Source organism: Methylobacterium sp. CCH7-A2 (assembly GCF_001557075.1).
Taxonomy (GTDB): Bacteria; Pseudomonadota; Alphaproteobacteria; order Rhizobiales; family Beijerinckiaceae; genus Allobosea; species Allobosea massiliensis.
This window is the reverse complement of record NZ_LSKN01000014.1, coordinates 1-25,278: the sequence shown is the minus strand read 5'-3', so window position 1 is coordinate 25,278 and position 25,278 is coordinate 1. Positions and strand designations below refer to the sequence as shown.

The 25,278-nt window shown below is 60.4% G+C and carries 22 protein-coding genes and 3 pseudogenes; 14 read left to right on the top strand and 11 right to left on the bottom strand.

Going from position 1 to position 25,278, the window contains the following annotated elements:
* Window positions 1–6 precede the first annotated feature (6 nt).
* From AX750_RS00815 to AX750_RS25270, 8 genes and pseudogenes are all read left to right on the top strand, one after another.
* Entirely contained in the window at window positions 7–897 is an 891-nt protein-coding gene (locus tag AX750_RS00815) for a LysR substrate-binding domain-containing protein (RefSeq protein WP_082735198.1), read from the top strand.
* Window positions 898–1,147: 250 nt separating this feature from the next.
* A complete protein-coding gene (locus tag AX750_RS00810) occupies window positions 1,148–2,026 on the top strand; it encodes a glycine betaine ABC transporter substrate-binding protein (RefSeq protein WP_066721937.1) in 879 nt (292 codons plus the stop codon).
* A gap of 27 nt (window positions 2,027–2,053) precedes the next feature.
* Window positions 2,054–2,704 carry an ABC transporter permease gene (locus AX750_RS00805; RefSeq protein WP_066721936.1) on the top strand — a complete coding sequence of 217 codons (651 nt, stop codon included), beginning with the start codon at window positions 2,054–2,056 and terminating at the stop codon, window positions 2,702–2,704.
* A 140-nt stretch (window positions 2,705–2,844) separates the two neighbouring features.
* Entirely contained in the window at window positions 2,845–3,951 is a 1,107-nt protein-coding gene (locus AX750_RS00800; RefSeq protein ID WP_066721934.1) for an ABC transporter ATP-binding protein, read from the top strand.
* 25 nt (window positions 3,952–3,976) lie between these two features.
* The gene (locus AX750_RS00795) at window positions 3,977–4,750 is read left to right on the top strand and encodes an ABC transporter permease (protein WP_066721932.1); all 774 of its coding nucleotides are present in this window, start codon (window positions 3,977–3,979) and stop codon (window positions 4,748–4,750) included.
* 40 nt (window positions 4,751–4,790) lie between these two features.
* Entirely contained in the window at window positions 4,791–5,585 is a 795-nt protein-coding gene (locus AX750_RS00790) for a CoA ester lyase (protein ID WP_066721930.1), read from the top strand.
* Window positions 5,586–5,757: 172 nt separating this feature from the next.
* Window positions 5,758–9,219 carry a pyruvate carboxylase gene (gene pyc, locus AX750_RS00785; protein ID WP_245282269.1) on the top strand — a complete coding sequence of 1,154 codons (3,462 nt, stop codon included), beginning with the start codon at window positions 5,758–5,760 and terminating at the stop codon, window positions 9,217–9,219.
* A gap of 273 nt (window positions 9,220–9,492) precedes the next feature.
* Window positions 9,493–10,028: pseudogene (locus AX750_RS25270) on the top strand (transposase); the annotation flags it as partial.
* A gap of 54 nt (window positions 10,029–10,082) precedes the next feature.
* On the opposite strand, the gene AX750_RS25265 reads toward AX750_RS25270, so the two are convergent.
* The 3 genes and pseudogenes from AX750_RS25265 to AX750_RS00770 form a co-directional block, all read right to left on the bottom strand.
* Window positions 10,083–11,025, bottom strand: a protein-coding gene (locus AX750_RS25265) for an IS630 family transposase (RefSeq protein WP_197426649.1) whose coding sequence is annotated in 2 segments (ribosomal slippage) — window positions 10,083–10,689 and window positions 10,688–11,025 — 945 coding nt in all. Because the reading frame shifts where the segments join, the coding sequence is not laid out codon by codon here.
* Between the two features lie 131 nt (window positions 11,026–11,156).
* Window positions 11,157–11,455, bottom strand: a pseudogene (locus AX750_RS25790) (IS630 family transposase); the annotation flags it as partial.
* 3 nt (window positions 11,456–11,458) lie between these two features.
* Window positions 11,459–11,764 carry a hypothetical protein gene (locus AX750_RS00770; protein WP_066721926.1) on the bottom strand — a complete coding sequence of 102 codons (306 nt, stop codon included), beginning with the start codon at window positions 11,762–11,764 and terminating at the stop codon, window positions 11,459–11,461.
* Window positions 11,765–12,195: 431 nt separating this feature from the next.
* Between AX750_RS00770 and AX750_RS00765 the strand changes: the two genes are divergently transcribed.
* From AX750_RS00765 to AX750_RS00755, 3 genes are all read left to right on the top strand, one after another.
* The gene (locus tag AX750_RS00765; protein WP_066721924.1) at window positions 12,196–12,576 is read left to right on the top strand and encodes a metalloregulator ArsR/SmtB family transcription factor; all 381 of its coding nucleotides are present in this window, start codon (window positions 12,196–12,198) and stop codon (window positions 12,574–12,576) included.
* A 10-nt stretch (window positions 12,577–12,586) separates the two neighbouring features.
* Window positions 12,587–13,534 (top strand): arsenic resistance protein, encoded by a 948-nt coding sequence (locus AX750_RS00760; protein WP_066721921.1) that lies wholly within the window; start codon window positions 12,587–12,589, stop codon window positions 13,532–13,534.
* Window positions 13,535–13,610: 76 nt separating this feature from the next.
* Window positions 13,611–15,311: a cytochrome c peroxidase gene (locus AX750_RS00755; protein ID WP_082735195.1), complete on the top strand. Its 1,701-nt coding sequence runs from the start codon at window positions 13,611–13,613 to the stop codon at window positions 15,309–15,311.
* A 480-nt stretch (window positions 15,312–15,791) separates the two neighbouring features.
* Here the strand turns inward: AX750_RS00755 and AX750_RS00745 are convergent, their stop codons facing one another.
* Entirely contained in the window at window positions 15,792–16,649 is an 858-nt protein-coding gene (locus tag AX750_RS00745) for an NmrA family NAD(P)-binding protein (RefSeq protein ID WP_066721915.1), read from the bottom strand.
* Window positions 16,650–16,976: 327 nt separating this feature from the next.
* On the opposite strand from AX750_RS00745, the gene AX750_RS00740 reads away from it, so the two are divergent.
* Window positions 16,977–17,366 (top strand): helix-turn-helix domain-containing protein, encoded by a 390-nt coding sequence (locus tag AX750_RS00740; RefSeq protein WP_066721913.1) that lies wholly within the window; start codon window positions 16,977–16,979, stop codon window positions 17,364–17,366.
* Window positions 17,367–17,391: 25 nt separating this feature from the next.
* Here the strand turns inward: AX750_RS00740 and AX750_RS00735 are convergent, their stop codons facing one another.
* The gene (locus AX750_RS00735; RefSeq protein ID WP_066721911.1) at window positions 17,392–18,369 is read right to left on the bottom strand and encodes a GlxA family transcriptional regulator; all 978 of its coding nucleotides are present in this window, start codon (window positions 18,367–18,369) and stop codon (window positions 17,392–17,394) included.
* A gap of 108 nt (window positions 18,370–18,477) precedes the next feature.
* Between AX750_RS00735 and AX750_RS00730 the strand changes: the two genes are divergently transcribed.
* Complete coding sequence (locus tag AX750_RS00730; protein ID WP_066721909.1) at window positions 18,478–19,026, top strand: cysteine hydrolase family protein; 549 nt, start codon at window positions 18,478–18,480, stop codon at window positions 19,024–19,026.
* Between the two features lie 70 nt (window positions 19,027–19,096).
* Here AX750_RS00730 and AX750_RS00725 read toward each other — a convergent pair whose 3' ends face one another.
* The 3 genes from AX750_RS00725 to AX750_RS00715 all read right to left on the bottom strand — a co-directional run bounded on the left by AX750_RS00725 (window position 19,097) and on the right by AX750_RS00715 (window position 21,867).
* Window positions 19,097–19,528: a thioesterase family protein gene (locus AX750_RS00725; protein ID WP_348626262.1), complete on the bottom strand. Its 432-nt coding sequence runs from the start codon at window positions 19,526–19,528 to the stop codon at window positions 19,097–19,099.
* Window positions 19,529–19,721: 193 nt separating this feature from the next.
* Entirely contained in the window at window positions 19,722–20,873 is a 1,152-nt protein-coding gene (locus AX750_RS00720; RefSeq protein ID WP_245282268.1) for a M20 aminoacylase family protein, read from the bottom strand.
* 40 nt (window positions 20,874–20,913) lie between these two features.
* Window positions 20,914–21,867 carry a LysR family transcriptional regulator gene (locus tag AX750_RS00715; protein WP_067253441.1) on the bottom strand — a complete coding sequence of 318 codons (954 nt, stop codon included), beginning with the start codon at window positions 21,865–21,867 and terminating at the stop codon, window positions 20,914–20,916.
* 300 nt (window positions 21,868–22,167) lie between these two features.
* Here AX750_RS00715 and AX750_RS00710 point away from each other — a divergent pair, with 300 nt between their 5' ends.
* Window positions 22,168–22,998 carry a nitroreductase family protein gene (locus tag AX750_RS00710; RefSeq protein WP_066733866.1) on the top strand — a complete coding sequence of 277 codons (831 nt, stop codon included), beginning with the start codon at window positions 22,168–22,170 and terminating at the stop codon, window positions 22,996–22,998.
* Window positions 22,999–23,322: 324 nt separating this feature from the next.
* Here AX750_RS00710 and AX750_RS25785 read toward each other — a convergent pair whose 3' ends face one another.
* From AX750_RS25785 to AX750_RS00690, 3 genes and pseudogenes are all read right to left on the bottom strand, one after another.
* The gene (locus AX750_RS25785) at window positions 23,323–23,664 is read right to left on the bottom strand and encodes a hypothetical protein (protein ID WP_156446551.1); all 342 of its coding nucleotides are present in this window, start codon (window positions 23,662–23,664) and stop codon (window positions 23,323–23,325) included.
* 19 nt (window positions 23,665–23,683) lie between these two features.
* Window positions 23,684–24,525, bottom strand: a pseudogene (locus AX750_RS00700) (DDE-type integrase/transposase/recombinase); the annotation flags it as partial.
* 172 nt (window positions 24,526–24,697) lie between these two features.
* Window positions 24,698–25,278, bottom strand: a 581-nt coding sequence (locus tag AX750_RS00690) for a branched-chain amino acid ABC transporter permease (RefSeq protein WP_197426630.1), incomplete at its 5' end; no start/stop codon positions are given.

Genomic DNA, 25,278 nt, shown 5'->3' with positions numbered 1-25,278 from the left:
CTCGTTTTGAAACTGCCACCTTTGAACGCCCTCCGATGCTTTGAAGTTGTCGCCCGCCGCCTGAGTTTTAAAGCCGCGGGCATGGAGCTCCATATCACACCCTCCGCTGTCAGCCATCAAATCGAGAAGCTAGAATACTTCGTAGGCGTACGCTTGTTTCACAGGTCCCATCGGAAAATAACGTTAACCGACGCTGGCGCCATTTATTATTCCCATCTGAGTAGGACGTTCCAATACATCTCGGATTTGACCGAGATTATTCTCCAGGAAAAACCTGTCACCAAGTTCACACTGTCCATACCGCCAAGCCTGCTGGCAAACTATCTGATCTTCCACATCAAGGATCTCATTGCGCTGTATCCGATGGTGGAGTTTCGGTTCATCGACACGTTGCGCTTCATCGACTTCGAGCGTGAATCCGTGGATGCGGGCATCTGGTACGGTTACGGAGATTGGAGCGGGCTGTTCATCGAGCACATCGTCGACGAGGATCTGGTGGCCGTCTGCAGCCCTCGATTGATAGAGCCCAGAGCGAAGCTCAGTTCTCTGGAAGAGATGTTCAGGCAGCCTCTAATCCATACCGAGCGGCGCCTGATCACTTGGACCAGCGTCCTCCACTCCTTGTCGGGCAAGAAAGCGGGAATCGGCAAGGGCCTTCGCTTTCTGCATTCTCTCCAGGCGATAGAAGCGGCCAGGAACGGCCTTGGAGTGGCTCTCGCCCATCGACCGAGCGTTCAACGGCTCTTGTTGAGTGGAGAGCTGGTCGTGCCTTATGACGTGCCGCTCTTATCGTCGCGCAGGCCGGGATACTATTTCGTTTGCCCTTTTGAGAACAAGGCCGACGAACGCGTCCTGGCGGTTCGCGACTGGCTCTTCAGTACCATGAACCTTGCTTAACCTAGGCTTGCTTCAGCAAAATCGCCCGGCGTCGCGTGCCGGCCCATCGATGCGCGTTCGCCCCGCCATTCGCTCTGGCGCAGACCAAAAGCGGTCGCCGCGAGGTTCGGGTGATTTTTTTCGACCTTTCTAGAACAATAATGTCGCTTGTCGGCGGAGGGGTGCGCTGATTACACCATTTTACGTATAACGATATGGCGGTCCAGGCGCCAAATAGAAAATCGAGCGCTAGCGCTAACGGGAGGAAGTCATGAAACAGTTGTTCCGCGCGGCATTTATCGCTGCCCTTGGTATTGTTAACACCCAGGTATTCGCGAAAGAGTTGGTCGTGGGCGGAAAGGGCTATACCGAGCAGCTCCTCGTCGCCGAAATGACGACACAGCTCCTGAATTACAATGCGATACCTGCCAGAAAAGTTGACGGCATGGGGACCTCGGTATTGCGCAAGGCGCTGGAGAACGGCGAGGTCGATCTCTACTGGGAGCAGACCGGAACGGCCTTGATTACCCATCACAAGATCGAGCAGCCGAAGGGGGCCGTGGAGGATTACGAGACCGTCAAAGCGTTGGATGCGAAGAGCGGGATTGTCTGGCTGGCGCTTTCGGGCGCAAACAACACTTATGCCCTGGCTGTGCGCAGCAAGGACGATCTCGGTCTCGACACTTTGTCCGACCTGGCCGCCGCGTTCAACCGCGGCGATAAGCTCAAAATGGGCGTCAACGCAGAATTCCCCCGCCGCCAGGACGGTCTGCTCGGCCTCCAAACTGCCTATTCGTTCCGGGTTCCGCGCGAAAACGTCGTTGCGATGCAAGGCGGCCTCGTCTACTCCGCGCTACGTGATGGGCAGATCAATGTCGGCCTCGTCTTCACGACGGACGGTCGGATCGACGCATACGGCTTCAAAGTTTTGAAGGACGACAAGAAGTTCTTTCCCGACTATATTATCGCGCCTAACGTTCGCAAACCCGTCCTGGACGACAATCCGAAGCTGGCCGGCATTCTGAACGACCTCTCCGGTCGGCTTGATGTCGCGACGATGAAGCGGCTGAACGGGATGGTAGATGTCGATCAGCAGCCCGTCGAGCGCGTCGCGCGGCAGTTTCTCATAGAACAGAAGCTGATGAAGTAAACAGCTTCGCACCGAACAGGGCTGAAAATGGACATTCTGCTCAAGACCGGCGTCTTCATGTACGAGAACAGCGGGTTCGTGCTGGGCTTGACTATCACCCATCTGGGCTTGGTCATAGGTGCGGTCGGCCTGGCGATCGTGAGCGGGATCGCCATCGGCATAGTGATCGCCAGGACACCCGCGGCGGCCAAGGTCGTGTTTGCCCTCGCCTCGGTCGTTCTGACCGTCCCGTCGATCGCATTGTTCGGGCTAATGATGCCGGTGCTTGCCCTGATCGGGCACGGCATCGGCGCCCTCCCCGCTATGATTGCCGTCTTTCTGTATTCTCAGCTTCCAATCATCGGGAATACATATGCTGCCATCAATGGCATCGATCCCGGGGTCCGAGAGGCGGCGCGTGGGATTGGCATGACCGGAATTCAGCGGTTGTTCCGCGTGGAGCTGCCGATCGCTTTGCCGATCATCGCGGCCGGCGTGAGGATCGCGGCCGTCCGGAACATAGGCGTAATGGCCGTCGCAGTGTATATCGGCGCCGGTGGGCTCGGGACATTGATCAGCAGGGGGATCGCCCAGTCTGATCCCCGCCAACTCATCGCGGGGGCCCTGTTGATCAGCATCATGGCGATCGCCGTCGACTATCTCTTCCATCTGATAGAACGCAAGTCTTCCACCAGCTGAATTAGACAGAATTGTCCAGCCTGAAAATGAATTTATCTCTTGAATAAATTCGGTTCGCCCGAATAGACCGCATGTGTCCACTGCTCGGATTCCGACGTGGGACGGCCCCCCTGATTTGGAAAAGAATTCGGAGCAGTCGCGTGATAACAGTTGAGAGGCTCGCTAAAAAATTTTCCATGCGCGGCAGCTCGTTGACAGCCGTAGACGACGTCAGTTTCGAAGTCGGCAACGGGGAAATTTGCGTCTTCATCGGCCCTTCCGGTTGCGGCAAGACCACAACCTTGAAGATGATCAACCGCTTGATCGCACCTACTTCCGGTCGTGTACTGATCGACGGGCAGGATACACGGCAACTCGACACAGTCTCGCTACGCAGGAGCATTGGTTACGTGATCCAGCAGGGCGGTCTGTTCCCGAACATGACGGTCGAGGAAAACATTTGCATCGTTCCCAAACTCCTCGGATGGGACAAGGCGAGGTATCGCAAGCGAGCGCATGATCTGATGGAAATGGTTTCGCTCGATCCGGGCCAGTTCCTCTCGCGTTACCCGCGAGAACTGTCAGGAGGGCAGCAGCAGCGCATCGGGGTGATCCGCGCGTTGGCGGGCGACCCGCCACTGATGCTCATGGACGAACCGTTCGGCGCCATCGACCCGATCATTCGGGCCTCGATCCAGGATGAGTTTTTGAAACTGCAAAAGGAAGTCAAGAAGACCATTCTCTTCGTCAGCCACGATCTCGACGAGGCCGTAAAGATGGGCGACAAGATCGCCATCTTCCAAGCCGGAAAGTTGATGCAGATCGACACGCCGGCTCGGATCCTTTCGTATCCCGCGAACGATTTCGTCCGCAAATTTGTCGGCAGAGACAGCGAATTCAGGCGACTGAGCTTGATCTCCGCTTCAGAGGTAGTCCGTCGCGATGTCCAGCCTGCCCGCGCGTCCAGCGACGTCGGCTCAATGTCGGGGTTCTTCGGCGGCAGCGCCCTGATCCCGGTCGTGGATGACGACAACCGTCTCGTTGGGTCGGTGAACACCAATACTATCGTTGAAAGGCGTGGCCGGATGATGGAGCATATTGCCGAGGATTTCCCTTTCGCGCTCGAGACGGACGATCTGAGATATGTCTCGACGATCATGATGAAGCTTAAGGTCGACGTGGTTCCCTGCGCCGCCAAGGATGGATCCTATCTCGGCGTCATCGACCGGCTGTCCATCAGTGCAAGACTGAACGAAGTGCCGGTCTGAGCCCACGGGATTAGGAAACACAGCCATGGCACAGACAAGCGCCGCGTCGGGCAAAGCCGGCATCCCGCCCATCGTCCTCTTACTCGCGCTTACGGTTACGGCTGCCGGTTCGATCTCCTGGCTGAGCGTCGTTTCATCGGATGCGGTGGGCAACATGCTCCAGTATTGGCCGGACATCGTCTATCTCGGCAGGCAGCATCTGGCGCTCGCGTTCATATCGAGCCTAGCCGCCGCGGCCATAGGCATCCCACTTGGGATTCTGCTCTCGCGTCCCGGAGTTGAGCGCATTGCCGAACTCGTCATGCAAGCGCTCAACATCGGAAACTCGATCCCGACCCTTGCTCTTCTGGCCTTGGCGATGGTTTTCCTAGGCATCGGCATTCCTTCTGTGGTTTTCGCGCTGACCCTGGCGACGCTGTTGCCGATCGTTCGCAACAGCTACGCCTCGCTGCGAGCCGTGCCCGAGGCGATGAAGGAAGCCGCCACGGGCATGGGCATGACACCCTCGCAAGTGCTTATCAGGGTCGAGTTGCCAAACGCGATCGACGTCATAATGGCTGGTGTCCGCACAGGCGTGGTCATCAACATGGGCGCAGTACCGCTTGCCTTTCTGATCGGCGGCGGCGGTTTGGGCGAACTCATCTTTATGGGGATCGATCTGAACAACATGGAGATGATGATGGCCGGCGCTATCCCAACGACCCTGTTGGCGCTCGCCGTCGACGGCAGCCTGGAGCTTCTCCGACGACTCTTGTCTTTCCGATCGAGATCGCAGCGTGAAGAGCCGGGTGCACTTTGAGGAGCAGGGCCGATCAGCCAGGTTTGCCGGGAGATCGCCGATGAACACAGCACTTGACTTCTGGGTTCCGCTCTTCGTTCCGGGCGACAGGCCAGAACGGTTCAACAGGGCGGCATCGAGCGATTGCGATGCGGTAATCGTGGACCTGGAGGATGCCATTTCCTCAGACCGCAAGGCAGCAGCACGTGCAGCATTGCAAGTCGGGTTCACGGATAAGCCGATCCTCGTGCGCGTCAACGGTATTGGCACGCCTTGGCATGACGCCGATATGCACGCCTTGGCCCAGAAGCGCGTCGCAGCGGTGATCCTCCCTAAAGCGGAATGCACCGCTGAGTTTGCGGCTTTCTGCGCAGCCTCGTCCCTGCCGATCGTGGCTTTGATCGAGAACGCGCGTGGATTGGCCGACGCGCGCCGGATCGCGGCGACGGAGAATGTCGCAAGGCTCGCCTTCGGCAGCATCGATTTCTGTGCCGATCTCCGCTGTGTCCATACTCGCGGGGCGCTCTCCGCAGCGCGGTGCGAACTAGTGCTGGCTTCGCGTCTCAGCGGCCTCGTCGCCCCCCTGGATGGCGTCACCACCGCGCTCGATGACACCTCCGTGATCGTGGGCGACGCTCGCCACGCGCTGGAACTAGGTATGGGCGGAAAGCTTTGCATCCACCCGCGACAGATCGAAGCGATCCGCGCAGGTTTCGCACCGAGCGACGCGGAGATCGCCTGGGCCAGGAAGGTGCTCGCGAGCGGCGACGGGGCTGTTGCGGTTGATGGCGCCATGGTGGATGCGCCCGTTCGTGTCCGGGCTCGCGCCCTGCTGAACCGTGCCGGCACGACCTGACGCCTGTTCAGGTGCCCTCCGAAGATTGATTGTCAGCGTTGGCGGCCCGGTATCCGTCGATTGGCCGTTCTACTTGCTTCTCCCTACCGTTTCGACACGGTCTTCAACGAAAATCAACAACGTCATACGGTTGATGACAAGTAATTCTCGCGCTCTTGAACTGGACGATATTGTGTCGAACGGAATTTCCAAGATCCTGGTTGCAAACCGCTCGGAAATCGCGATCCGGGTATTCCGCGCTGCTAACGAACTCGGCCTTAAGACGGTCGCGGTCTGGGCCGAGGAGGACAAGCTGGCGCTCCACCGCTTCAAGGCGGACGAGAGCTATCGGATCGGCCGCGGAGCGCATCTGCCGCGCGACCTCGGTCCCATCGAGAGCTATCTCGCGATTGACGAGATCATCCGCGTCGCAAAGATTTCGGGAGCCGATGCGATTCATCCGGGCTACGGACTGCTCTCCGAAAGCCCCGAATTTGCTGAAGCCTGCGCCAGGAGCGGCATCACCTTCATCGGGCCGACGCCGGAAACAATGCGTCAGCTCGGCAACAAGGTCGCGGCTCGCAATCTGGCGATCGCACTGGGCGTGCCTGTGGTTCCGGCGACGGAGCCCTTGCCTGACGACATGGCGGAAGTCGCGCGTATGGCCGAAACGATCGGCTATCCCGTCATGCTTAAGGCGTCCTGGGGCGGCGGCGGGCGCGGGATGCGGGCTATCAGCGCGCCGGCCGACCTCGCGCGCGAGGTGACGGAGGCCAAGCGCGAGGCCAAGGCTGCCTTCGGCAAGGGCGAGGTATATCTTGAGAAACTCGTCGAGCGTGCCCGGCATGTCGAGAGCCAGATTCTCGGCGACACCCATGGCAATGCGGTGCATCTCTTCGAGCGCGACTGCTCGATCCAGCGCCGCAACCAGAAGGTCGTGGAACGAGCGCCCGCGCCCTATCTGACCGAGAGCCAGCGTGCCGAGCTCGCGGAATATTCCCTGCGCATCGCCAACGCGACGAAATATGTCGGCGCCGGCACAGTCGAGTACCTGATGGATGCCGATAGCGGCAAATTCTATTTCATCGAGGTCAACCCCCGTATCCAAGTCGAACATACAGTGACCGAGCTCGTCACCGGCATCGACATCGTCAAGGCGCAGATCCACATCCTCGAAGGGCATGCCATCGGCACGGACGCATCCGGCGTGCCGCCTCAGGAGTCGATCAGGCTCAATGGACATGCGCTCCAGTGCCGGATCACCACCGAGGATCCCGAGCAAAGCTTCGCCCCCGACTACGGGCAGATCACCGGCTATCGCGCCGCTTCCGGCTTCGGCATCCGGCTCGACGGCGGCACGGCTTATCCCGGCGCGGTGATCACGCGCTACTACGACCCGCTGTTGGAGAAGGTCACCGCCTGGGCGCCGACGCCGCAGGAGGTGATCGCTCGGATGGACCGGGCGCTACGCGAATTCCGCATCCGCGGCGTCGCGACGAACTTGACCTTTCTCGAGGCGATCGTCAGTCACCCGGCCTTTGCCGACATGAGCTATACGACGCGCTTCATCGACACGACGCCGGAACTCTTCAATCAGGTGAAGCGCCAGGACCGCGCGACCAAGCTCCTGACCTATCTGGCCGACGTCACCGTGAACGGGCATCCGGACACCCGCGACCGAGCCCGACCGGCGGCAACGGCAGCAGAGCCGGTCGTGCCCTTCATCGATGCGCCTGTCTTGGCCGGCACGCGCCAGAAACTCGACGAGCTCGGCCCCCAGGGTTTCGCCCGCTGGATACGGGAGCAGAAGCGGGTGCTCGTCACCGACACAACCATGCGCGACGCGCATCAGTCGCTCTTGGCAACTCGCATGCGGACCTATGACATAGCGCGCGTGACACCGGTCTACGCGCGCGCCTTACCGACGCTGTTCTCCCTGGAATGCTGGGGCGGCGCGACCTTCGACGTCGCGATGCGCTTCCTGACCGAGGATCCCTGGGAGCGACTGACCAAGATACGGGAAGGCGCCCCCAACCTTCTGCTTCAGATGCTGCTGCGAGGCGCGAACGGCGTCGGCTATAAGAACTATCCGGACAATGTCGTGCGCACCTTCATCCGCGAGGCGGCGGAGGGCGGCATCGACGTCTTCCGCGTCTTCGATTGTTTGAACTGGATCGAGAACATGCGCGTCGCCATGGACGCGGTGATCGCGGAGGGCAAGCTCTGCGAGGCGGCGATCTGCTACACCGGTGATATCCTGGACCCCCACCGGTCAAAATACGACCTGAGATACTATGCAGGCCTGGCCGCCGAGCTTGAAGAAGCTGGCGCGCACTTGATCGCCGTCAAGGACATGGCGGGTCTTCTCAAGCCGGGCGCTGCGCGTGTCCTGTTCAAGGCGCTGCGCGAGGCGACCGATCTGCCGATCCACTTCCACACCCACGACACCTCAGGCATCGCGGCCGCGACGGTGCTGACGGCCGTCGAGGCCGGTGTCGACATCATTGATGCCGCAATGGACGCCGTTTCGGGCGGGACCTCCCAGCCATGCCTCGGCTCGATCGTGGAGGCGCTGGCCGGCTCCGAGCGCGACCCCGGGCTCGATCAGGCCTGGATCCGGCAGGTTTCCTTTTATTGGGAAGCAGTGCGCAACCAATATGCAGCTTTCGAAAGCGATCTAAAAGGGCCGGCTTCGGAAGTTTATCTCCATGAGATGCCAGGCGGTCAGTTCACCAACCTGAAGGAGCAGGCCCGCTCGCTCGGTCTGGAAACCCGTTGGCATCAGGTCGCGCAGGCCTATGCTGACGCGAATCGGATGTTCGGCGATATCGTCAAGGTCACCCCTTCCTCGAAAGTCGTTGGGGATATGGCACTGATGATGGTCAGCCAGGAATTGACGGACACCGATGTCGAAAATTCCGAGAAGGACATCGCCTTCCCGGATTCGGTGGTCTCGATGCTGAAGGGCGACCTTGGCCAACCGCCTGGCGGCTGGCCGGAGACGCTGCAGCGCAAGGCGCTGAAGGGCGAGCAGCCATATTCGGTCCGGCCGGGCTCGCTCCTGCAGGATGCCGACCTGGCGGCTGAACGCTGGATCGCCGAGGCGCAGCTCGGCCGGCAAATCAGCGATCAAGAGTTCGCCTCCTACCTAATGTATCCCAAGGTCTTCATCGATTTTGCGCTAGCGATCGAGACCTATGGGCCGGTGAGCGTGCTGCCGACGCCCGCCTATTTCTACGGACTTTCGGTTGGCGAGGAGGTCCTGCCTGAAATTGACACCGGCAAGACGCTAGTGATCCAGCACCAGGCGACGACCGAGCCTGACGAGCAGGCCATGGTCAAGGTGTTCTTCGAGCTCAACGGCCAGTCCCGCATGATCAAGGTGCCGGACCGCAATCGTGTCGCCAGCCGCCCCGTCCGCCGCAAAGCCGAAGGCGGACAGCCCAGCCAGGTCGGCGCGCCGATGCCCGGCGTTGTCTCGACCGTCGCCGTGGACGTCGGTCAGGCCATCAAGGCCGGCGATGTGCTGCTCTCAATCGAGGCCATGAAGATGGAGACCGCCCTATACGCCGAACGCGACGGAATCGTCGCCGAGCTCCTTGTCAAGGCCGGCGATCAGATCGATACGAAAGACCTGCTGGTCACCTTCGCTTGACCCACTAACCAAGCGAGCTTTCCCATTTGCCGATGTGAGGCGAAGCGGGAGTTCGCTCGTGCGGATCATACCTCAAAGGTGCATTCATTTTGGGAGAAGGAGCTCCTGTGTGGCCTGCCTCGATTGAGTGGTCCGGCTTCACTGTAATGCATGGTCGGCTTCACGGCCATGTTTGATGGTGGCACGATAGAGAGCTGGCTCGGGAAAACTGGACAGTGCGGATAAGTGGAGTTTCTGCCTGAAGGCGGCATGATTGCCGCAACAGGAGAGACCATGGCGAAACGACCGCGGCGTAACCACACGCCGGCCTTCAAGGCGAAGGTGGCCCTTGCAGCCGTGGGGGGCGAGAAGACGATCATCGAGCTGGCGCAGCAGTTTGACGTGCACCCGAACCAGATCACGCAATGGCGCAGTCAGCTTCTCGATGGGCTGCGGGCGTGTTCGACGGCTAGGCGAAGGCCGCAGCGCCTGCTCCGGCGGTCGACGTGAAGACGCTGCACGCGAAGATCGGGGAGCTGACGCTGGAGAATGAACCGAAGGTCCGCGCAGCGAATTTTTGTCCGGCGCGCTCGGGAAGGCCGGGCTTCTGAGCGCAAAGCGATGATCGACCGTCATCACGATCTGCTGCTCAGTCGGCAGGCGAAGGTTCTGGGGATCAGCCGGGGCAGCGTCTAATACCTGCACCGCGCGGCTCCGGCTGCCGATCTGGCTTTGATGCGCCGGATCGACGCGCTGCATCTGGAATACCTTTCGCCGGCAGCCGGATGTTGCAGGGGCTTCTCAATGCCGAGGGTCATGTCGCCGGGCGAACGTTCTGGCGAATGAGGCCGTTCGGTCCTCATCATTTCTAGAGCATTTCCGGTTTAATCCGGTTCATATCCTGCTGCCTTGAAGTAGTTTGCGCATTCGTTTGGTGAGAAGAGATCGGCGATCGTTCCGGCGGCGTCCCAGAGTGCCGGGATGGAGCGCTCTGCCTTGGCTCTGAGCATGGCCTTGAGCTTGGCGAAGGCGTTTTCGATCGGGTTCATGTCTGGACTGTAAGGCGGCAGGAAGGCGAGCGTGGCGCCTGCGCGTTCGATCGCCTCGCGGACGCCGGCCGGCTTGTGGGCTGGCAGGTTGTCCATGACGACGATGTCGCCCGGGTTCAGGGTCGGAACGAGGACCTGCTCGACATAGGCGAGAAAGACCGTGCCGTTCATGGCTCCGTCGTAGACAAAGGGGGCGGTCATGCCGCCGAGGCGCAGGGCTCCTGCGAAGGTCGTCGTTTTCCAATGGCCATGCGGAACGCCCGCCCGGCAGCGCTCGCCGCGCGGAGCTCGGCCGCGCAGGCGGGCCATCTTGGTCGAGAGGCCGGTCTCGTCGATGAAGACGAGGCGCTGCGGATCGAGCTCGGACTGGGCCTCGAACCAATCCCGCCGTCGCTTCAGGACGTCGGGTCGTTCCTGCTCCAGTGCATGGGCGGTCTTTTTTGAACGTCCAGCCATGCGACCGCAGCCAGGAACTGAGCGCGCTGTGGCCGATGACGACCGACCGCTCGCCCGATAGACGCGCCATCATCTCGTTCAGCGTGATGTCCCGGCGATCCTCGATCAGCCCCACGATGAAGGATTCATGCACATCCAGGCGCGATGCCCGCCGCCGGCCCCGCACCCGCGCCGTCGTTTCGCCGAGCCTCGCCCGAGCGATCCACCGGATCGCCGTCGAGACCCCGACCCCAAATCGGGCTGCGGCCTGGCGTGCCGAATGCCCATCGCTCGAAGCCTTCAAAACCCGCCCGCGAAGATCGTCGCTCAGTGCTCGTGCCATCGCCTGCCCTCATCAACGATCTCGTTGAATCAGGCGGCCGGCAAAGCGTCACTTCGCAATCGATTCAACAACGACCGGAAACGCTCTAGAGCGTTTCCGGCTAAATCCGGTGCATGTTCGGTGGCCGTGGAATAGTTGGCGCACTCGTCTGGAGAGAAAAGGCCTACGATGGCGCCGACGGTGTCCCAAAGAGCGCCGATGCTGCGCTCGGGCCTGGCCCGGAGGATGGCCTTGAGCGTGGGAAGCAGCACCTACCCACGCCTTCGCGGAGGTAGGCTCCGGCGAGGACGACCGTGCCGTTCATGGCTCCGTCGTAGACGAAAGGGGCGGTCATACCGCCGAGGCGCAGGGCTCCTGCGAAGGTGGTCGTCTTCCAAAGTCCGTGAGGAATGCCAGCCCCGCAGCGCTCTCCGCGCGGAGCCCGTCCACGCCACTACCGCTGCAATGCGGATGCACGGATGCGATTTCGCAGGTCAGCTTCGAAGGCTTCCTGCTCCACGATCTTTGCGACGAACGCCGACACATCCGTGCGCGGTACAATGATCAAGCCGTCGCGATCGCCGATAATCGCATCTCCCGCATTGCAGACGACATTGCCGCACGCAACCGGGACCCCCACCGTACCCGGCCCGGTCTTGGTAGGGCCGGCCGGGTTGATGCCGCGTGCGAAGACCGGCACTCCAAGGTTGTCGAGTTCCTCGACGTCCCGCACTGCACCGTCAATCACGACCCCGGTCACGCCGCGCGCCGAGCGTCTGCTCGGTGGATGAAGCAGTAGTGGAGCATCGGAAGGGTGGGTCGCTCTCAAGCGGTTGCAGAGCGCCGCTGTCCATCCAGGGCTTCATGTAATCATAGGGCAGAAAACTTATTCCTCGGCCATAGTCAGCCCGATAATGGCCATCAGGCTGTTACTGGCGACTATTCGCGGAATCGAAAGACCCTGGTCGGCTGCCCAATCGTCGAATGCCTGCGTCAAGCTAGATCCTTCGGTCATCGTAATAACCGGATGATGTGCGAGTTCATTCGCGCGCAACTGAAATCCCGGGTCGAAACGTCCGGCCGTTGCCCAGAGCGCGCCTGGCCTTCGCAGTGGGGTTCCTGGGAACAGGCTTGCGCGAACCAGGCGTCACGCATATTATTCAATAATTCCACAACTGTTTAAATGTCAGAATGAACCAACAACAAGCTCTCAATGGTTTTGGCGCCATCGCCCAGGAAACCCGGCTTCAAATCGTGCGCTTGCTGATCAAAGCCGGCGCAGAGGGAATGCCGGCCGGCGAGATCACGGCTGGGCTCGAGGGCGCCTCGGCGCCGCGGGTCTCATTCCATCTTCGGCATCTGGAGCAAGCGGGCCTGATCACGAGCAAGCGAGAGGGCCGCCTTATCATCTATAGCGCCGTGTTCTCGGCTCTGTCGGATCTCGTTGCCTTCCTGATGCGCGATTGCTGCCAAGGGCACTGTGAGGTTTGTGATCGCGCGATCGCGCTTTTCGCTCGATGCACCGGCCGGCCGCAGGCGCTTGAACTAACCCCGAAAATTAGCTGCGATTGATCGACCTGATATGCGTGACCTCCTCGAAACCCACCAAGTTGCGATCTATTTTGCTGTAATCTGCGCTGCCAGTGCGCTGACATTCGCGATACCAGGAACAGCTGGGCTCGATATCCTCATCACCCCAGCTCTCGCGCTCATGCTTTTCGTGACGTTCCTGCAGGTGCCGCTGCAGGAACTCGGCAAAGTCTTCGCCCGGGTGCCCTTCATGGTTTCGCTGCTGACCACGAACTTTGTGGCGATTCCCGTCTTGGCCGCATTTCTCCTGCCGCTTCTGCCAGGCGACCCCATGGTTCGGCTTGGCGTGCTGATGGTCCTGCTCACGCCATGCATTGACTACGTCGTGACATTCGCCCACCTGGGAAGAGCGGATGCAAGGCTATTGCTCGCCTCCACACCAATTCTTCTGATCGTTCAAATGCTGCTTTTGCCGGTCTATCTTGGCCTTTTGCTGGGAAATGAGGCTATGGAGCTGGTTCATATCGAGCCGTTCCTACACGCCTTTGTTTGGCTCATCGTAGTCCCCCTCTGGGCCGCGGCCGCGGTTCAGGTTTTTGCTGCAAAAAGTGAGGTGGGGCGTAAGCTTTCTACAGCACTTGGCTTCTTGCCGGTTCCATCGACGGCCCTGGTGCTCTTTATTGTCTTCGCAGCGGTCGTTCCGCAGCTTGGACAGGCGCTGAATGGCGCGCTCCGAGCTGTGCCAATCTATATCGCCTTTGCGATCCTGGCCCCTCTGATCGGCTGGTTTATCTCCGTGCTGCTTCTCGTCGATGCCAAGGGAGCGCGAGCCATCGCGTTCAGCGCCGGTACCAGGAACTCCCTGGTCGTTCTTCCGCTGGCTCTGTCCGTTCCGAATGCGATGCCGCTGCTCCCTGCGATCATCGTCGCGCAGACCCTTGTCGAGCTGCTCAGCCAGCTCGTCTATATCCGCTGGATTCCAAAACTCGACAAACCCTGACCCGGACGCTGTCTACAATGTTGACGGCCTTGTTTTTAATCGCTCTAGTTCGACCTTCCTTTAAGGGAGGCGACGAATGCGGCGAGTATTCATTGCGGCAGCCTGTGCATCATTTATGTCCTTGTCTGGCCAGGCCAAAACTTTAAGCGAGAAAGAGGCCGATTCATTACTAGATCTGCTCCTCAAGCAGCAAGGCTTCACAGGTCAGATTGAAGCAAGATTGCCGGAGCTTATGGGTCGTTCGCTTGATCCCAAGCTCGTCGACCTTGGGAAGCTGATTTTCTTCGATTCCGGTTTAGGGCTTCACAAAACGAACTCGTGCGCTGGCTGCCATTCACCAACCCGAGCATTTGGAGATACACAGCCAATCGCCATCGGCGTCTTGAGGAACCATGACCCAAACGTGCCGGCGATCGTGGGCCCGGGGAGAAAGGTTCCTGATGCGGAACGCAATCAGAGGCGGTCTCCAGCCCTGGTCAATGTCGGCTTTTATCCAAGCCTCATGTGGAATGGCCGCTTCTCGAGCAATTCCGGAAACCCCTTCGACAACAAGAGCGGGTTCTCGTTTCCGCTGCCCGAGGGCACAGGCGCATTTCCGCCGGGGGACAGCCGGTTCCCCCATCTCCTGGTCGCGCAGTCCCATATTCCCTTTACCGAGCTTCCCGAGATGGCTGGCTTCGGCGGACTGCGAGATACGCCTGCAGGGGAAGCCATCGTCTTTTCGATGTTCAATTCTCGGCGCTTCTCCGGCTCGCAGCCCGTCACCAAGCGGATTATGGACGTCATGGCAAGCGCTACGGCAGCGCTGCGCGAGCCGATCATCGGCGACGACGATTTCAAGCAGTTTGATGACTTGCCGCGCCCGATTTCGAAGGATGATGAGCTACGAAAGGTTTCCGATCGCTTCCCATTCGTCGACTCGCGCAACGGCCCCATTCGTCAGGAGGTCAGCAAGCGTATCAATTCCCGTGAAGAATATCGGCTCCGCTTCTCGCAGATATATCCGGGGGTTTCAGACGGGAATGCCATTGAATTCTATATGACTGGCCAGGCTCTCTCCGAATTTCAGCTGTCGTTGTCGTTCGCGAACGCTCCAATCGACCAATTCGCACGCGGCGATCGCTCGGCCATGGGAGCGCGCGAGAAACAGGGCGCCATCCTCTTTTTCGGGCGCGCCAACTGCGTTTCCTGCCACGCAACATCCGGGCGCTCGAACGAGATGTTCAGTGATTTTCTCTCTCACAACGCCGGCATACCGGCCATTGCGCCGATCTTTGGAGCAGGAAAGGGCAATGTGCCATTCCGCGATAGCGACGGCGTTCAAACCGCAACCGGCCGTTACGACATGGGCCTGTTCGACATGACCCTGGCCGCGGGCGATCGGTTCAAGTTCCGCACGTCGCCCCTGCGCAATGTCGGCCTGCAGCCGCACTTCTTCCATAACGGCACATTCAACGATCTGGAGAAGGCGATCGCCTATCACGTCGACCCTCAGTCACAGCATGCCAAGTACGATCCTGCACAGAATGGCGTGCCCGCTGATCTGCAAAATCGGCCTGCGAACGGCGGGGGGGCGGTGCTCAACGGCCTGGCTCCCCAGCTCGATAGCAAACGCGGTGCGGCGACACTCACGCCCGGAGAAATCAAACTCCTCGCCGAGTTTCTCGATAAGAGTCTCACGGATGAGCGAGCAAGGCCGGCCAGACTGATCGGCCAGATCCCGGCGCGGCCGGATTCCAAATCTCCGATGGGGCTGCCTCTCCACACGTTCCAATAGGGTTAGCTCAGAGCGAGGGCCGGCGGATCTGCTGTCAGCCGGCCCTTCCCCCTACCGTCATGTTGCACCGCTCAGATTGAGGAGCAGCATTGTCTCGTTGGGCAGAATCCGAGGCCAGATCCCGGAAGATCGTGCATTGCGGCCCGGGGCGAGAACTTGGGGACCGTAGCGCTGACTATGCTGGCATTCGGCATTGGCACGTCGGTTCCCCTGCTTGTTCTCGCCATGACGTCGCGCGAAGCTCTGCTGCGTTGGCGGTGCAGGTTGATCGATACCGGGTCCACCGTGAAAGCCGGCCTGGGCGCCCTTCTTGTCGTGGCAGGTGTGCTGACACTGACTGGCTTGGACCGGTCGATTCAGACAGCTCTGGAAGGCCTGCTTCCCGGATGGATCCTGTCGTTATCGTCGGCGCTCTAAACCGCGGAGGGCGGGGCCATGGGCTCCGTCCTCCTCGATACTCAGGAAACAGCCATGAGGCGTTCAGCCGAGCGTTTCGGCGAGCCATTGCTTGACGCTACGCGGCGTGAGCCCCAGCAGCTTTTGGGCGCTCGTATCCTCAGCAATGACGTTGGCCGGCGCCTGCGACAACGCCTGATAGAGACCAGCGACGCCGGCGGCCGCCGGACCGAACATAGGGTTGATCAATTCGCCGAACTGTTCCGGTGTCAGCGCTTCGAAGTCTATCGGGCGGCCGAACTTGGCCGAAAAGCCGGCGGCGAGATCTGTCCCTTTGAGGCCCGGCAATTGGCCGACACCGACAATGCCGGTGACGCTGGCATCCGTCAGGAGACGCTCGGCTACCTCGGCCACATCCAGATGCGAGCTCCACGACACCGGAAAGTCGGCGCGGATGGGATAGCGCAGCATCCCCTCGGCCTGGACGGGCCCGAACACCATCGGCAAAAGCAGATTTTCCAGATAGAGCCGGGTCGCAACGATGGCATGGGACACACCGCTGTCGCGCACACCGTTCACGAGAAACATGACGGCGCTGTCGTCCGAAGCCTGCGACGGCGTGCCGGGCTCATCGATGATCGTGCCGCTGGTGGAGATGACAACGCGCTTGGGCTTGGCGGTGCGGATCGCCTCGACGAGGTTCCTGGCATATTGCACCCGAACCGGCTCCGGGGCCTGCGGCAGGTGAATGAAGACCCCGTCGGCGCCGCGATAGGCGGCAACGAGCGAAGCGACGGAGGCATTGTCAACTGCGATGGAAGGCTTGCCGTCGAGCTTCTCAGCCTTGCGAACGGCAGCAACAGCATGCTTCCCGGCGGCTATGAGTCGAGCATATAGCGGGCCGCCCTGTGCTCCGGTGGCGCCGTGAATGATAAATGACATCGGATGATTCTTTTGTTGGTCATAGGTGATGCCACATTAGTGCATCGTCTGCATCTGGCACGTCAAATGCACCATTGGACGAAAATCCATTCAGCGTCAGGAAAAACTTCGACGGCCCCTGCCCCCCTGTGACAGCTTCAGAGGCTCCTCCTCATCAGGGCAAAGAGGCTGACGCCTAACTTCGCTTGCTCCACGGAGATGTGGGGTCCGCCATGGCACGCATGCTGCCGACACGGATCTAATTTTGTCCAACAGTGTAGGAGACAGATGAATATCAGTGTATAATCTGCACTTGAAGCCGCATAAGAACCGATGAGACCCACTCCGATGACCGAGACCGTGCTGCCGCGCTGTGGGGTGGAACGCTTCCTGCTGCTGCTGGACGGCCCCTGGGCCACGCTGATCATCCGCGAGCTGCTTCATGGCCCGCGCCGTTTCACAGAGCTGCGTCATGCCCTGAGCGGCATCAGCGCCCATACGCTGACCCATCGCCTGCGCCGCTTCGAGGAGCATGGTTTGGTGACGCGGACGGCCTTCGCCGAAACCCCTCCCCGCGTCGTCTATGAGCTGACACCGCTCGGCGCCTCGCTCAAGGACGTGCTTTACGCGATGAAAGACTGGGGCGATTCCATCACCGATGAGACCCTGTCAGGGAGCGGCGACACGGCTGCTCCAAAACGCGACCAGGCTGGTACGGCAGCAGCGTCATCGCCATAAGCGCCGGTCGACCTGTTGCCCGAGGTCAAGCGGTGACGGCAAATCGCTGTCGATATTCACCCGGCGTAAGGCCGACGAAGCGTGCGAAAATCTTCCGGAATGCGCCGGGATCGGTATAGCCCGTCTCCCAGGCGATCTGCTCGACGCTCTTGCCGCCGAACTGCAAGAGCCCGCAGGCTTTGCTGACGCGCAGCCGCTGGCCATATTCGGAACTGGTCATCCCGGTGGCCTTGCGAAACCGCCGCAGGAAGGTGCGCCGCTCCAGTCCGGCCTTTGCGGCCAGTGTTACGAGCGAGATGTCTTTCGCCTCCGTTTCCTGCAACCAGCGTTGCACCTCGAGCACCGCACGATCGCCATGCGTCATGCGGGGTGAGAAGACGCTGTAGAAGCGCTGTTCGCGCCCCGGCGGATCGACCAGCAGAAAGCGCGCCGTTTGTGTCATGACCTCGGCGCCGCGCAGGCGCTCGACCAGCCGCAGGCAAAGGTCTGTCCAGGCCATCAGGCCACCGGCGGTCAGGATCATGCCATCGTCGATCAGCAGTCGATCCGCATCGACCAACACATTGGGAAAACGTGCGCGGAACTGGTCCTGGAGGATCCAGTGCGTCGTGGCAGTTCTTCCGTCAAGCAGCCCGGTCTCGCCCAGCAGAAACGCGCCCGCGCAGACAGAGCCCAAAATGGATCCTCCCGCATGCCGCTCACAGAGCCATTCGACATAGGGTGCCGCGACCTCAGCCGCTATGGGATCGGCCAGACTTGGCGGCAGGATAAGCACGTCAGGCCCGGCATCTGTGGATGTGCCGGTGTTGAGGACGCGCACCGGGGGGCCGTCTGCCTCATCGATGCGCCAATGGCTCACGACGATTGTGCGCAGACCGTGGCTGTCCCCCGGCGCCTGAAACCGGTTCGAGACGATGAACAGATCCGTCATGGCCAGGGCCGCAGAGGTCTGCACGCCCGGATAGAGGAGGATGCCGACCTCCACCTGCTGTCGTTGAGCCATTTGTCCCTATTGGCCTTCATTATGTCGATATCGCCAATAGGCATAGGCCAGGCGGAACCCTATTGTCCAGTCACCGACTTACAATAACAGCAACAGAAAGATGTATTCATGAGCAAGCGCGCAGTCGTCGTGATCGACATCCAGAACGATTACTTCCCGAACGGTAAGTATGAACTGGTCGGAATCGAACAGGTGGCAGCCAACGCGGCCAAGGTGATCGAGGCCGCCCGCGCCAAGGGCGATCGTGTCATCCATGTTCAGCACATCTTCCCCAGCCAGGATGCGCCCTTCTTCACGCCGGATTCTGCCGGCATCGAGATCAACTCGGCCGTGGCGCCGCGTGAGGGCGAGACCGTCGTCGTCAAGAACCATCCCAACCCCTTCCTGAAGACGGAGCTGAAGGAGATTCTCGACGCGGGCGGCATTGAGGAAGTCGTGATTGTCGGCGCCATGAGCCATATGTGTATCGATGCGACGACCCGCGCCGCCAGCGACTACGGCTACAAGACCACGGTGGTGCAGGATGCCTGCGCGACCCGCGACCTCGAGTTCGGCGGTACGATCGTCCCGGCGGCTCAGGTGCATGCGGCGATGATGTCGGCGCTGGGTTTCGCCTACGCCACCATCACCGATACCGCCAGCTGCACCGGCGCCTGACACCGCCGCGCTATTGCCAGCCGGAACGTGAACGCTCCGGCTGGTATCCGAGACGCGGGGGTGAACCTGCTTATGGAGACGGCCGAGAGCTCAGCTTCTGGTCCTCGCCGAGGCAGCGTTCGAGCGCCTCGCCGATGTCAGCCTCCCATGGACGGGATCGATGGTCGGTCATGCTGATATGAACGAGCTTCTGGCTTGATGTGAAGCGCAGTTCATCCCCGCAACGCGCGTTGATGGCGAGTTGAAGGCTCGATGTCCCGACCTCCTGGACGGCCACGGAGATGCTCAGCTCGTCGCCCAAACGACTTGGAGCGCAGAATTCCATGGAAAAGGTCACCACCGGCACCGAAGCCTGTCTCGGACCATGGAGCTCGACAAAAGAAACGCCGATTTCCTCGGCGAACCAGTCCTCAACCGCGGCATGGATCATTTCTGCATAGCGCGGGTAGAACACCATTCCTGCCGGATCGCAGTCCCGGAATCTGACCAATAGCCGCTTCACAAACACAACGCGCCTCTTCGGTCTCGGGGCTGTGCTTGACTCATGGCATGTCGGCCGGCTTGCCGGCTACGCGCAAAATGCGTCTCGTGAAGTGGGCACGAAATCGTGCCTCGCGCGAGGTCGCTCATCGAAGGGCTGGCGGAACTGTCCCCGGACAAGCCTCAAAAATCGAGGCGCGAGCTGTTGCGGGGCTCTATGGCTTCAAATGGGTCTCGACAAGGCTAACCCACATGGTAGCGGCATCGATCAGAATCCCGTCGTTGAAATCGTAGCCAGGGTTATGAAGCGGCTTGCTGTCTCCATTTCCGACAACAACGTAGCAACCGGGGCAATTCTGGCTGAAAACCGAGAAGTCATCGCTGTAGGACATCAGGGGTACGTTCCGTACAATCCTTTGATCCCCGAATAAGCTCCGTACGACCTGCTCGACCTTGCGAGTGGTCTCCGCGTCATTGATGACCGGCGGAGTGCCGTTCCGATGCAGCACCGAGGCGTCTACGCCGAATGCCTTTGCCTGCAGATCGGCAATTTCGGCAATGCGCTGTCGCAGAAACTCACGCGTCTCTTCGGTGAAAGACCTGGCAGAGATCCTCAATTGCGCCCGCTGTGCGATGACGTTCGACGCCGTTCCAGCCTGGAAGACACCGACGGTCACGACGGCTGGTTCCACTGGATCGACGTTGCGGGACACGATGCTTTGAAGCGCCATGACAATTGTGGAGGCCGCTACGATGGGGTCTTTGGACCGATGCGGCTGTGAAGCGTGGGCCCCAAAACCCTCGACGTCGATTTCGTAGGTATCCGACGCAGCCCAGAAAGACCCTTCGCGGAAGCCGAATGCTCCAGCGGCCATCCCCGGTATATTGTGCAGGCCATACACGTGGTCTGCAGGGAATTCCCTGAAGAGACCTTCCTCAATCATCTTTTTGGCGCCTGAACCGATTTCTTCCGCCGGTTGAAAGGCAACGTGCACCGTCCCGGAAAAATTCTTGGTGTCAGAGAGTTGGCGAGCGGCCGCCAGGAGGATCGCAGTGTGGCCGTCATGCCCGCAGGCGTGCATGCGGCCAGGGATACGACTTGCCCATGCCGGCCCAGCCTCCTCCTGGATCGGCAACGCGTCGATATCTGCGCGGATCATGATGCTTTTGGAGCCACTGCCAGCTGACAGCGTACCGATAACTCCTGTCACTCCGGGTCCGGCTTTAATTTTCCATCCCCATTCCGACAGACGCCTCGCGATCAGGTCGGTCGTCCGTTGCTCTTCGAAAGCCGTTTCAGGATGGCTGTGAAGGTCGCGGCGGATCGCGATCATCTCATCGGCGTGCTGGCGCAAGTAATCGACCACGTTTATGCCCTTTTCGATACATTCTGTAGCGATGCACTCGTCATCGCTGATGCTTGGCCATGAGTTCTGAGATTCTCGATTTTTGAGAGCGCAGGTATTCGACGAATATGGCAGCGTCGGATGTAAGACCGGATGCCGCCGGAATGACAAAGCGCGTTTGCAAGGTCAATGTCGGCTCGAAGGGTCGCGCAACGACACCTTTGGGAAGCTCCAGTAGCACTGGCAGGGGGTTGAGGACTGAGACCCCCATCCCTTCGCTGATAAATCCGAGGGCCGACAAGGCTGCATCCGCTTCGATCACCGTTCGCGGTCGCACGCCGGCGCTGAAAAAAATCTGCTCCAACGCTCCTTGAATGGATATCCGGCGCGTGATGCTGACGTAATCAACCTGGTCAAGATCGGCAGCGGTGACGACACTGGCCGAAGCCAACGGGTGGCCCTCCGGCATCACGCAAACAGCTTTGGTCTCCAGGAATGGCTCGAAGCGGACGCCCGCGTGACTGACATTGGCGTCGGTTATTCCGACGGCACCAGGCTGCTCCGCCACAGCGCTCGCAAGATTATCGAGCGTCATGGTTTCGAAGGAGATGAGGATCTCGGGGTTCGCTTTGGCGAAGGTCGCGACCTCCCGCTGAAGGAGCAGGTGGCCGATCGACGGCGGCGCTATGACCGTAAGCTCTCGTCGTCCAGGCGCGCTACTGAGCGCGTCCAGTTCCCGCAGCGACTTGAAGATCTCGGTGCTCCGCTCGTAAATCGAAAGCGCCTCGGCCGTCGGGGCCAGGCGCCCACCTTCGCGTGTAAACAGCGGGCGACCCCAACGCTGCTCGATTTTAGCGATGCCCCGGCTCACTGCAGGTTGCGAAATGCCCAGGCGCTGAGCAACTCCAGTCGTCTTGCGCTCAGCGACAATCGCGCAGATCAGCTCCATCTCACGCAAGACGGACCACTGACCTGCCCAGCGCGACGATCGAATGTCAGAAAAATCAGACACCATCGTACCTTAGAATGCTCTGAACTCTCAAAATAATTACATACTGCAGCGCCTTATCAAGCTAAACATATGGCGATCTAAATCAAGAAGGCGATTATACGTGAACGTATACTGCAATTCATTATTGCATAGTACGGCCCGAGTCAGCCGCGGCGTGGCTGCGCAATTGGCTCGGCTGCAGCCGGTCGTCTGCGTATATCCATGGTGTGGTAGTCGGCTCGGATGGCAGGCATCTAGGGCGAGAATGCAGCTTGAACTCGCCGCAAGAGACGTTGCGGCGACATGCGACCAGGAGAGAACGCTATGACCGAGATGGAACGCGCCTTTGAAGACCGCTTTGGGCTTGCGAGTGAAAATCCTGCCCTGGGATCTCTCCCCGCCGGGCTGTCGCAAGTCCTTTCTCGGCGTACTCATCGACATTATGAAGAGAAGAAGGTCGACCTCAATGACCTTTACGCGCTGATAGCGATCGCGCTGGCGGCATCGTCGAAATCTGATTTTCAGCAAGCCTCGGTCATCATTGTCGACAATGCGGATCATCGGGCCGCGATCGGTGCGAAATTTCCAGCGATGCCGTGGATCGGTAGTTCGCCTGCATTCCTCTTGTTCTGCGGCGACACTCTGAGACTCGAAGAAATCGGCGATATGCGCGGGCATAAGGTTAAAAATCGCGCGATCGAAGGGTTTTTAAATGCGGCGGTTGATGCCGCGCTCGTCATGCAGACACTGATTTTGGCCGCGGAGCGGATGGGGTTGGGCTGCTGTCCGATTAGTGTCATCCGCAACCAGGCATCGGCAGTCGCCCAAATCCTGGGCCTTCCCGCTGGAGTTTTCCCGGTCGCCGGCCTTTGCATCGGATACCCCGCCCGGGAGGGTCATATATCGATGCGGTTGCCGATGTCAGTGACCGTCCACAAGGATCGCTATGACAACTCTAAAGCCGCAGCAGAGGTTCGAGCTTACGACGTTCGCCGAGAAGCTCGGCACCCGACGCCGGCTTCGGCCCAACGGGATGTCGCTCAATTCGGGACTGCTGGCGAATATGGCTGGTCAGAGGACAAAGCCCGCCAAGCGGCAGATCCTGAAGGGGAGCCCTTTGCACGCTATCTGCTGGAATCTGGGTTCAAGTTTTGATTTTAGTTTTGGGGGCCTTCGGGATGGGACCGCTTGGCCCCGCTGCCGATCCGGCGCCATCCAGGCCAGAGGCTCTCAGGCCCCTCCACCACGGCCGAGGCCCCAGAAGCCGCGTTGAACGCGTTTCACCCGATCAGGGTAGGGACTACCAGAAAGCCGCCTAGTGTCTCAGAGTGCGCCGGTAAGGCGCGCCGGGGGAAAAGGGATGGGCCTCGCGTGCCTGGTCCTGTCGGGAGCCTGGTGGTTCGCGTTCTTCCAGAATGTCGGCCTCGCCACCAGAGTCAAGGTCGAGGGCCTGGCCCGGGATGTATGGCCCTGCCTGTTCTACACCACGGAGCCCGGCAGTTGCGGCAGCTTGTCGACCCCGGCAGCCGGGGTGAAGCTGGGTGTATTGTCAGCGCGGGTATCCTGCTTATCCGTCTGGAAATAGATCGTCTCAGCGGTGCCCGTCGAGCCAGCGGAACGTGTAAACGAGCCCCGGAATCCGCGGTCATGGCTAGCGTTCGCCCCCTCAACATCCTGCCTGTTCAACGAGATCGAGGTGATGCCAGCCTCGGCCAAGGTTTGTAGTTCGCCGGCGTCAGTGACTCCATCGCTATCGAGATCGCGCCAGATCTTCAGATCAGCGAATATCGCGTCCTTGTTGTCGATAACTGTCAGACCCAACTTTGCATGCTGAATCAACAGCCAGAGCCAGATCAAGCGTGGCGGTGACATCGTCCGCCCGCATCGTGGCGCAGAGCTTCCAGGCGACGATATAGCGCGAGAAGTCGTCGAGGACGGTCGACAGATAATACCAGCCCCAGCCGGTGATCTTCAGATAAGTAAAGTCGGTCTGCCAGAGCTGGTTGGGCGCCGTCGTCTTGTCCTTGAACTCGGACGCCGCCTTGATGACGATATAGGCCGGGCTGGTGATCACGTCCTGCGCCTTCAGCAGCCGGTAAACCGACGCCTCCGAGACAAAGTAGCTCTGCTCGTCGGTGAAGCGCACGACCAGTTCGCGCCGGCTCAGTTCGATCTCTCGCAGCGCCAGCTCAACAATCTCGGCCCGGATTGGGTCAGGAATTCGGTCCCAGACACGATCCGGCCGTGAGCGATAATCGGTAAGCGCCTCAACCCCGCCGGAGAGATAGCGATCATACCAGCGATAGAACGTGGCACGCGGGATGCCGAGCTTGTCCAGCGTGCGTCGCGCCGGCAGATGCGAGGTCTCGACCAGGCGGATGATCTCGGCGTTCTCGATGCGGGATATCTCATTTGTCGCCTTCCCCATCCGCCAGCCGCTTTTTTTGAGCAGCCGGTTTTCCAGGGTCAGACCGGCCACAGCCTCTTTCAGGTCCAGCCGTAATACATCGACGCGGCAATGCCCTCCCGCCGGCACAGCTCGGTGATACTCTCCTCGCCGCGCACGCCTTCCAGCACGATGCGGATCTTCTCTTCCGTCGAGAACTGCCGCCTCGTCGCGCGCCGGACATCCTTCACGACCTGCTCTGCCGGCGCTTTCTCCGGCCGAGATTTCTGTCTCATCTGCGCTCCAAAATGGCTGCGATGATCCAGAAGTCTTCCCTTCCCGAAAACCCCTAAATGGTCTCACGGGCGCTGACGGCAGACAGCTGCCTTCCAGACAGCCGGCGAGCGTTTCAGGCGTTTCAGCGCCACCCCATCTCGACAACGTGCCATTAAATTGGACCAGTCCACTTCAGAGCGGCTTCTTGATCCATTTGGCGATGACGCCGAGGATGCCTTCACGGAAGAGCAGCACGCAAAGCACGAAGATCACGCCCTGGATGACGGTGACCCAGGCGCCGAGCGTCGCCAGGAAGTTCTGCATGGAGACGATGACGAGGGCGCCGACGATCGGCCCGAAGATCGTCCCGAGCCCGCCGACCAGCGTCATCAGCACCACTTCGCCCGACATCGACCAGTGCACGTCGGTCAGCGAGGCCAGCTGGAAGACGATCGCCTTGGTCGAGCCGGCGAGCCCGGCCAGTGTCGCCGAGAGCACGAAGACGGCGAGCTTGTACTGGTTGGCGCGATAGCCCAGCGAGATGGCGCGCGGCTCATTGTCCCGGATCGCCTTGCAGACCTGGCCGAAGGGCGAGTGGATGATGCGGTAGAAGGCGAGCAGCCCGGCCATGAAGATCAGCGCCACGACCCAGTACAGGGTGCGGTCGTCGGCGAGGTTGATCATGCCGAAGAGCTTGCCGCGCGGCACCGCCTGGATGCCGTCCTCGCCGCCGGTGAAGCGCGGCGTCTGCAGCGAGAAGAAGAACACCATCT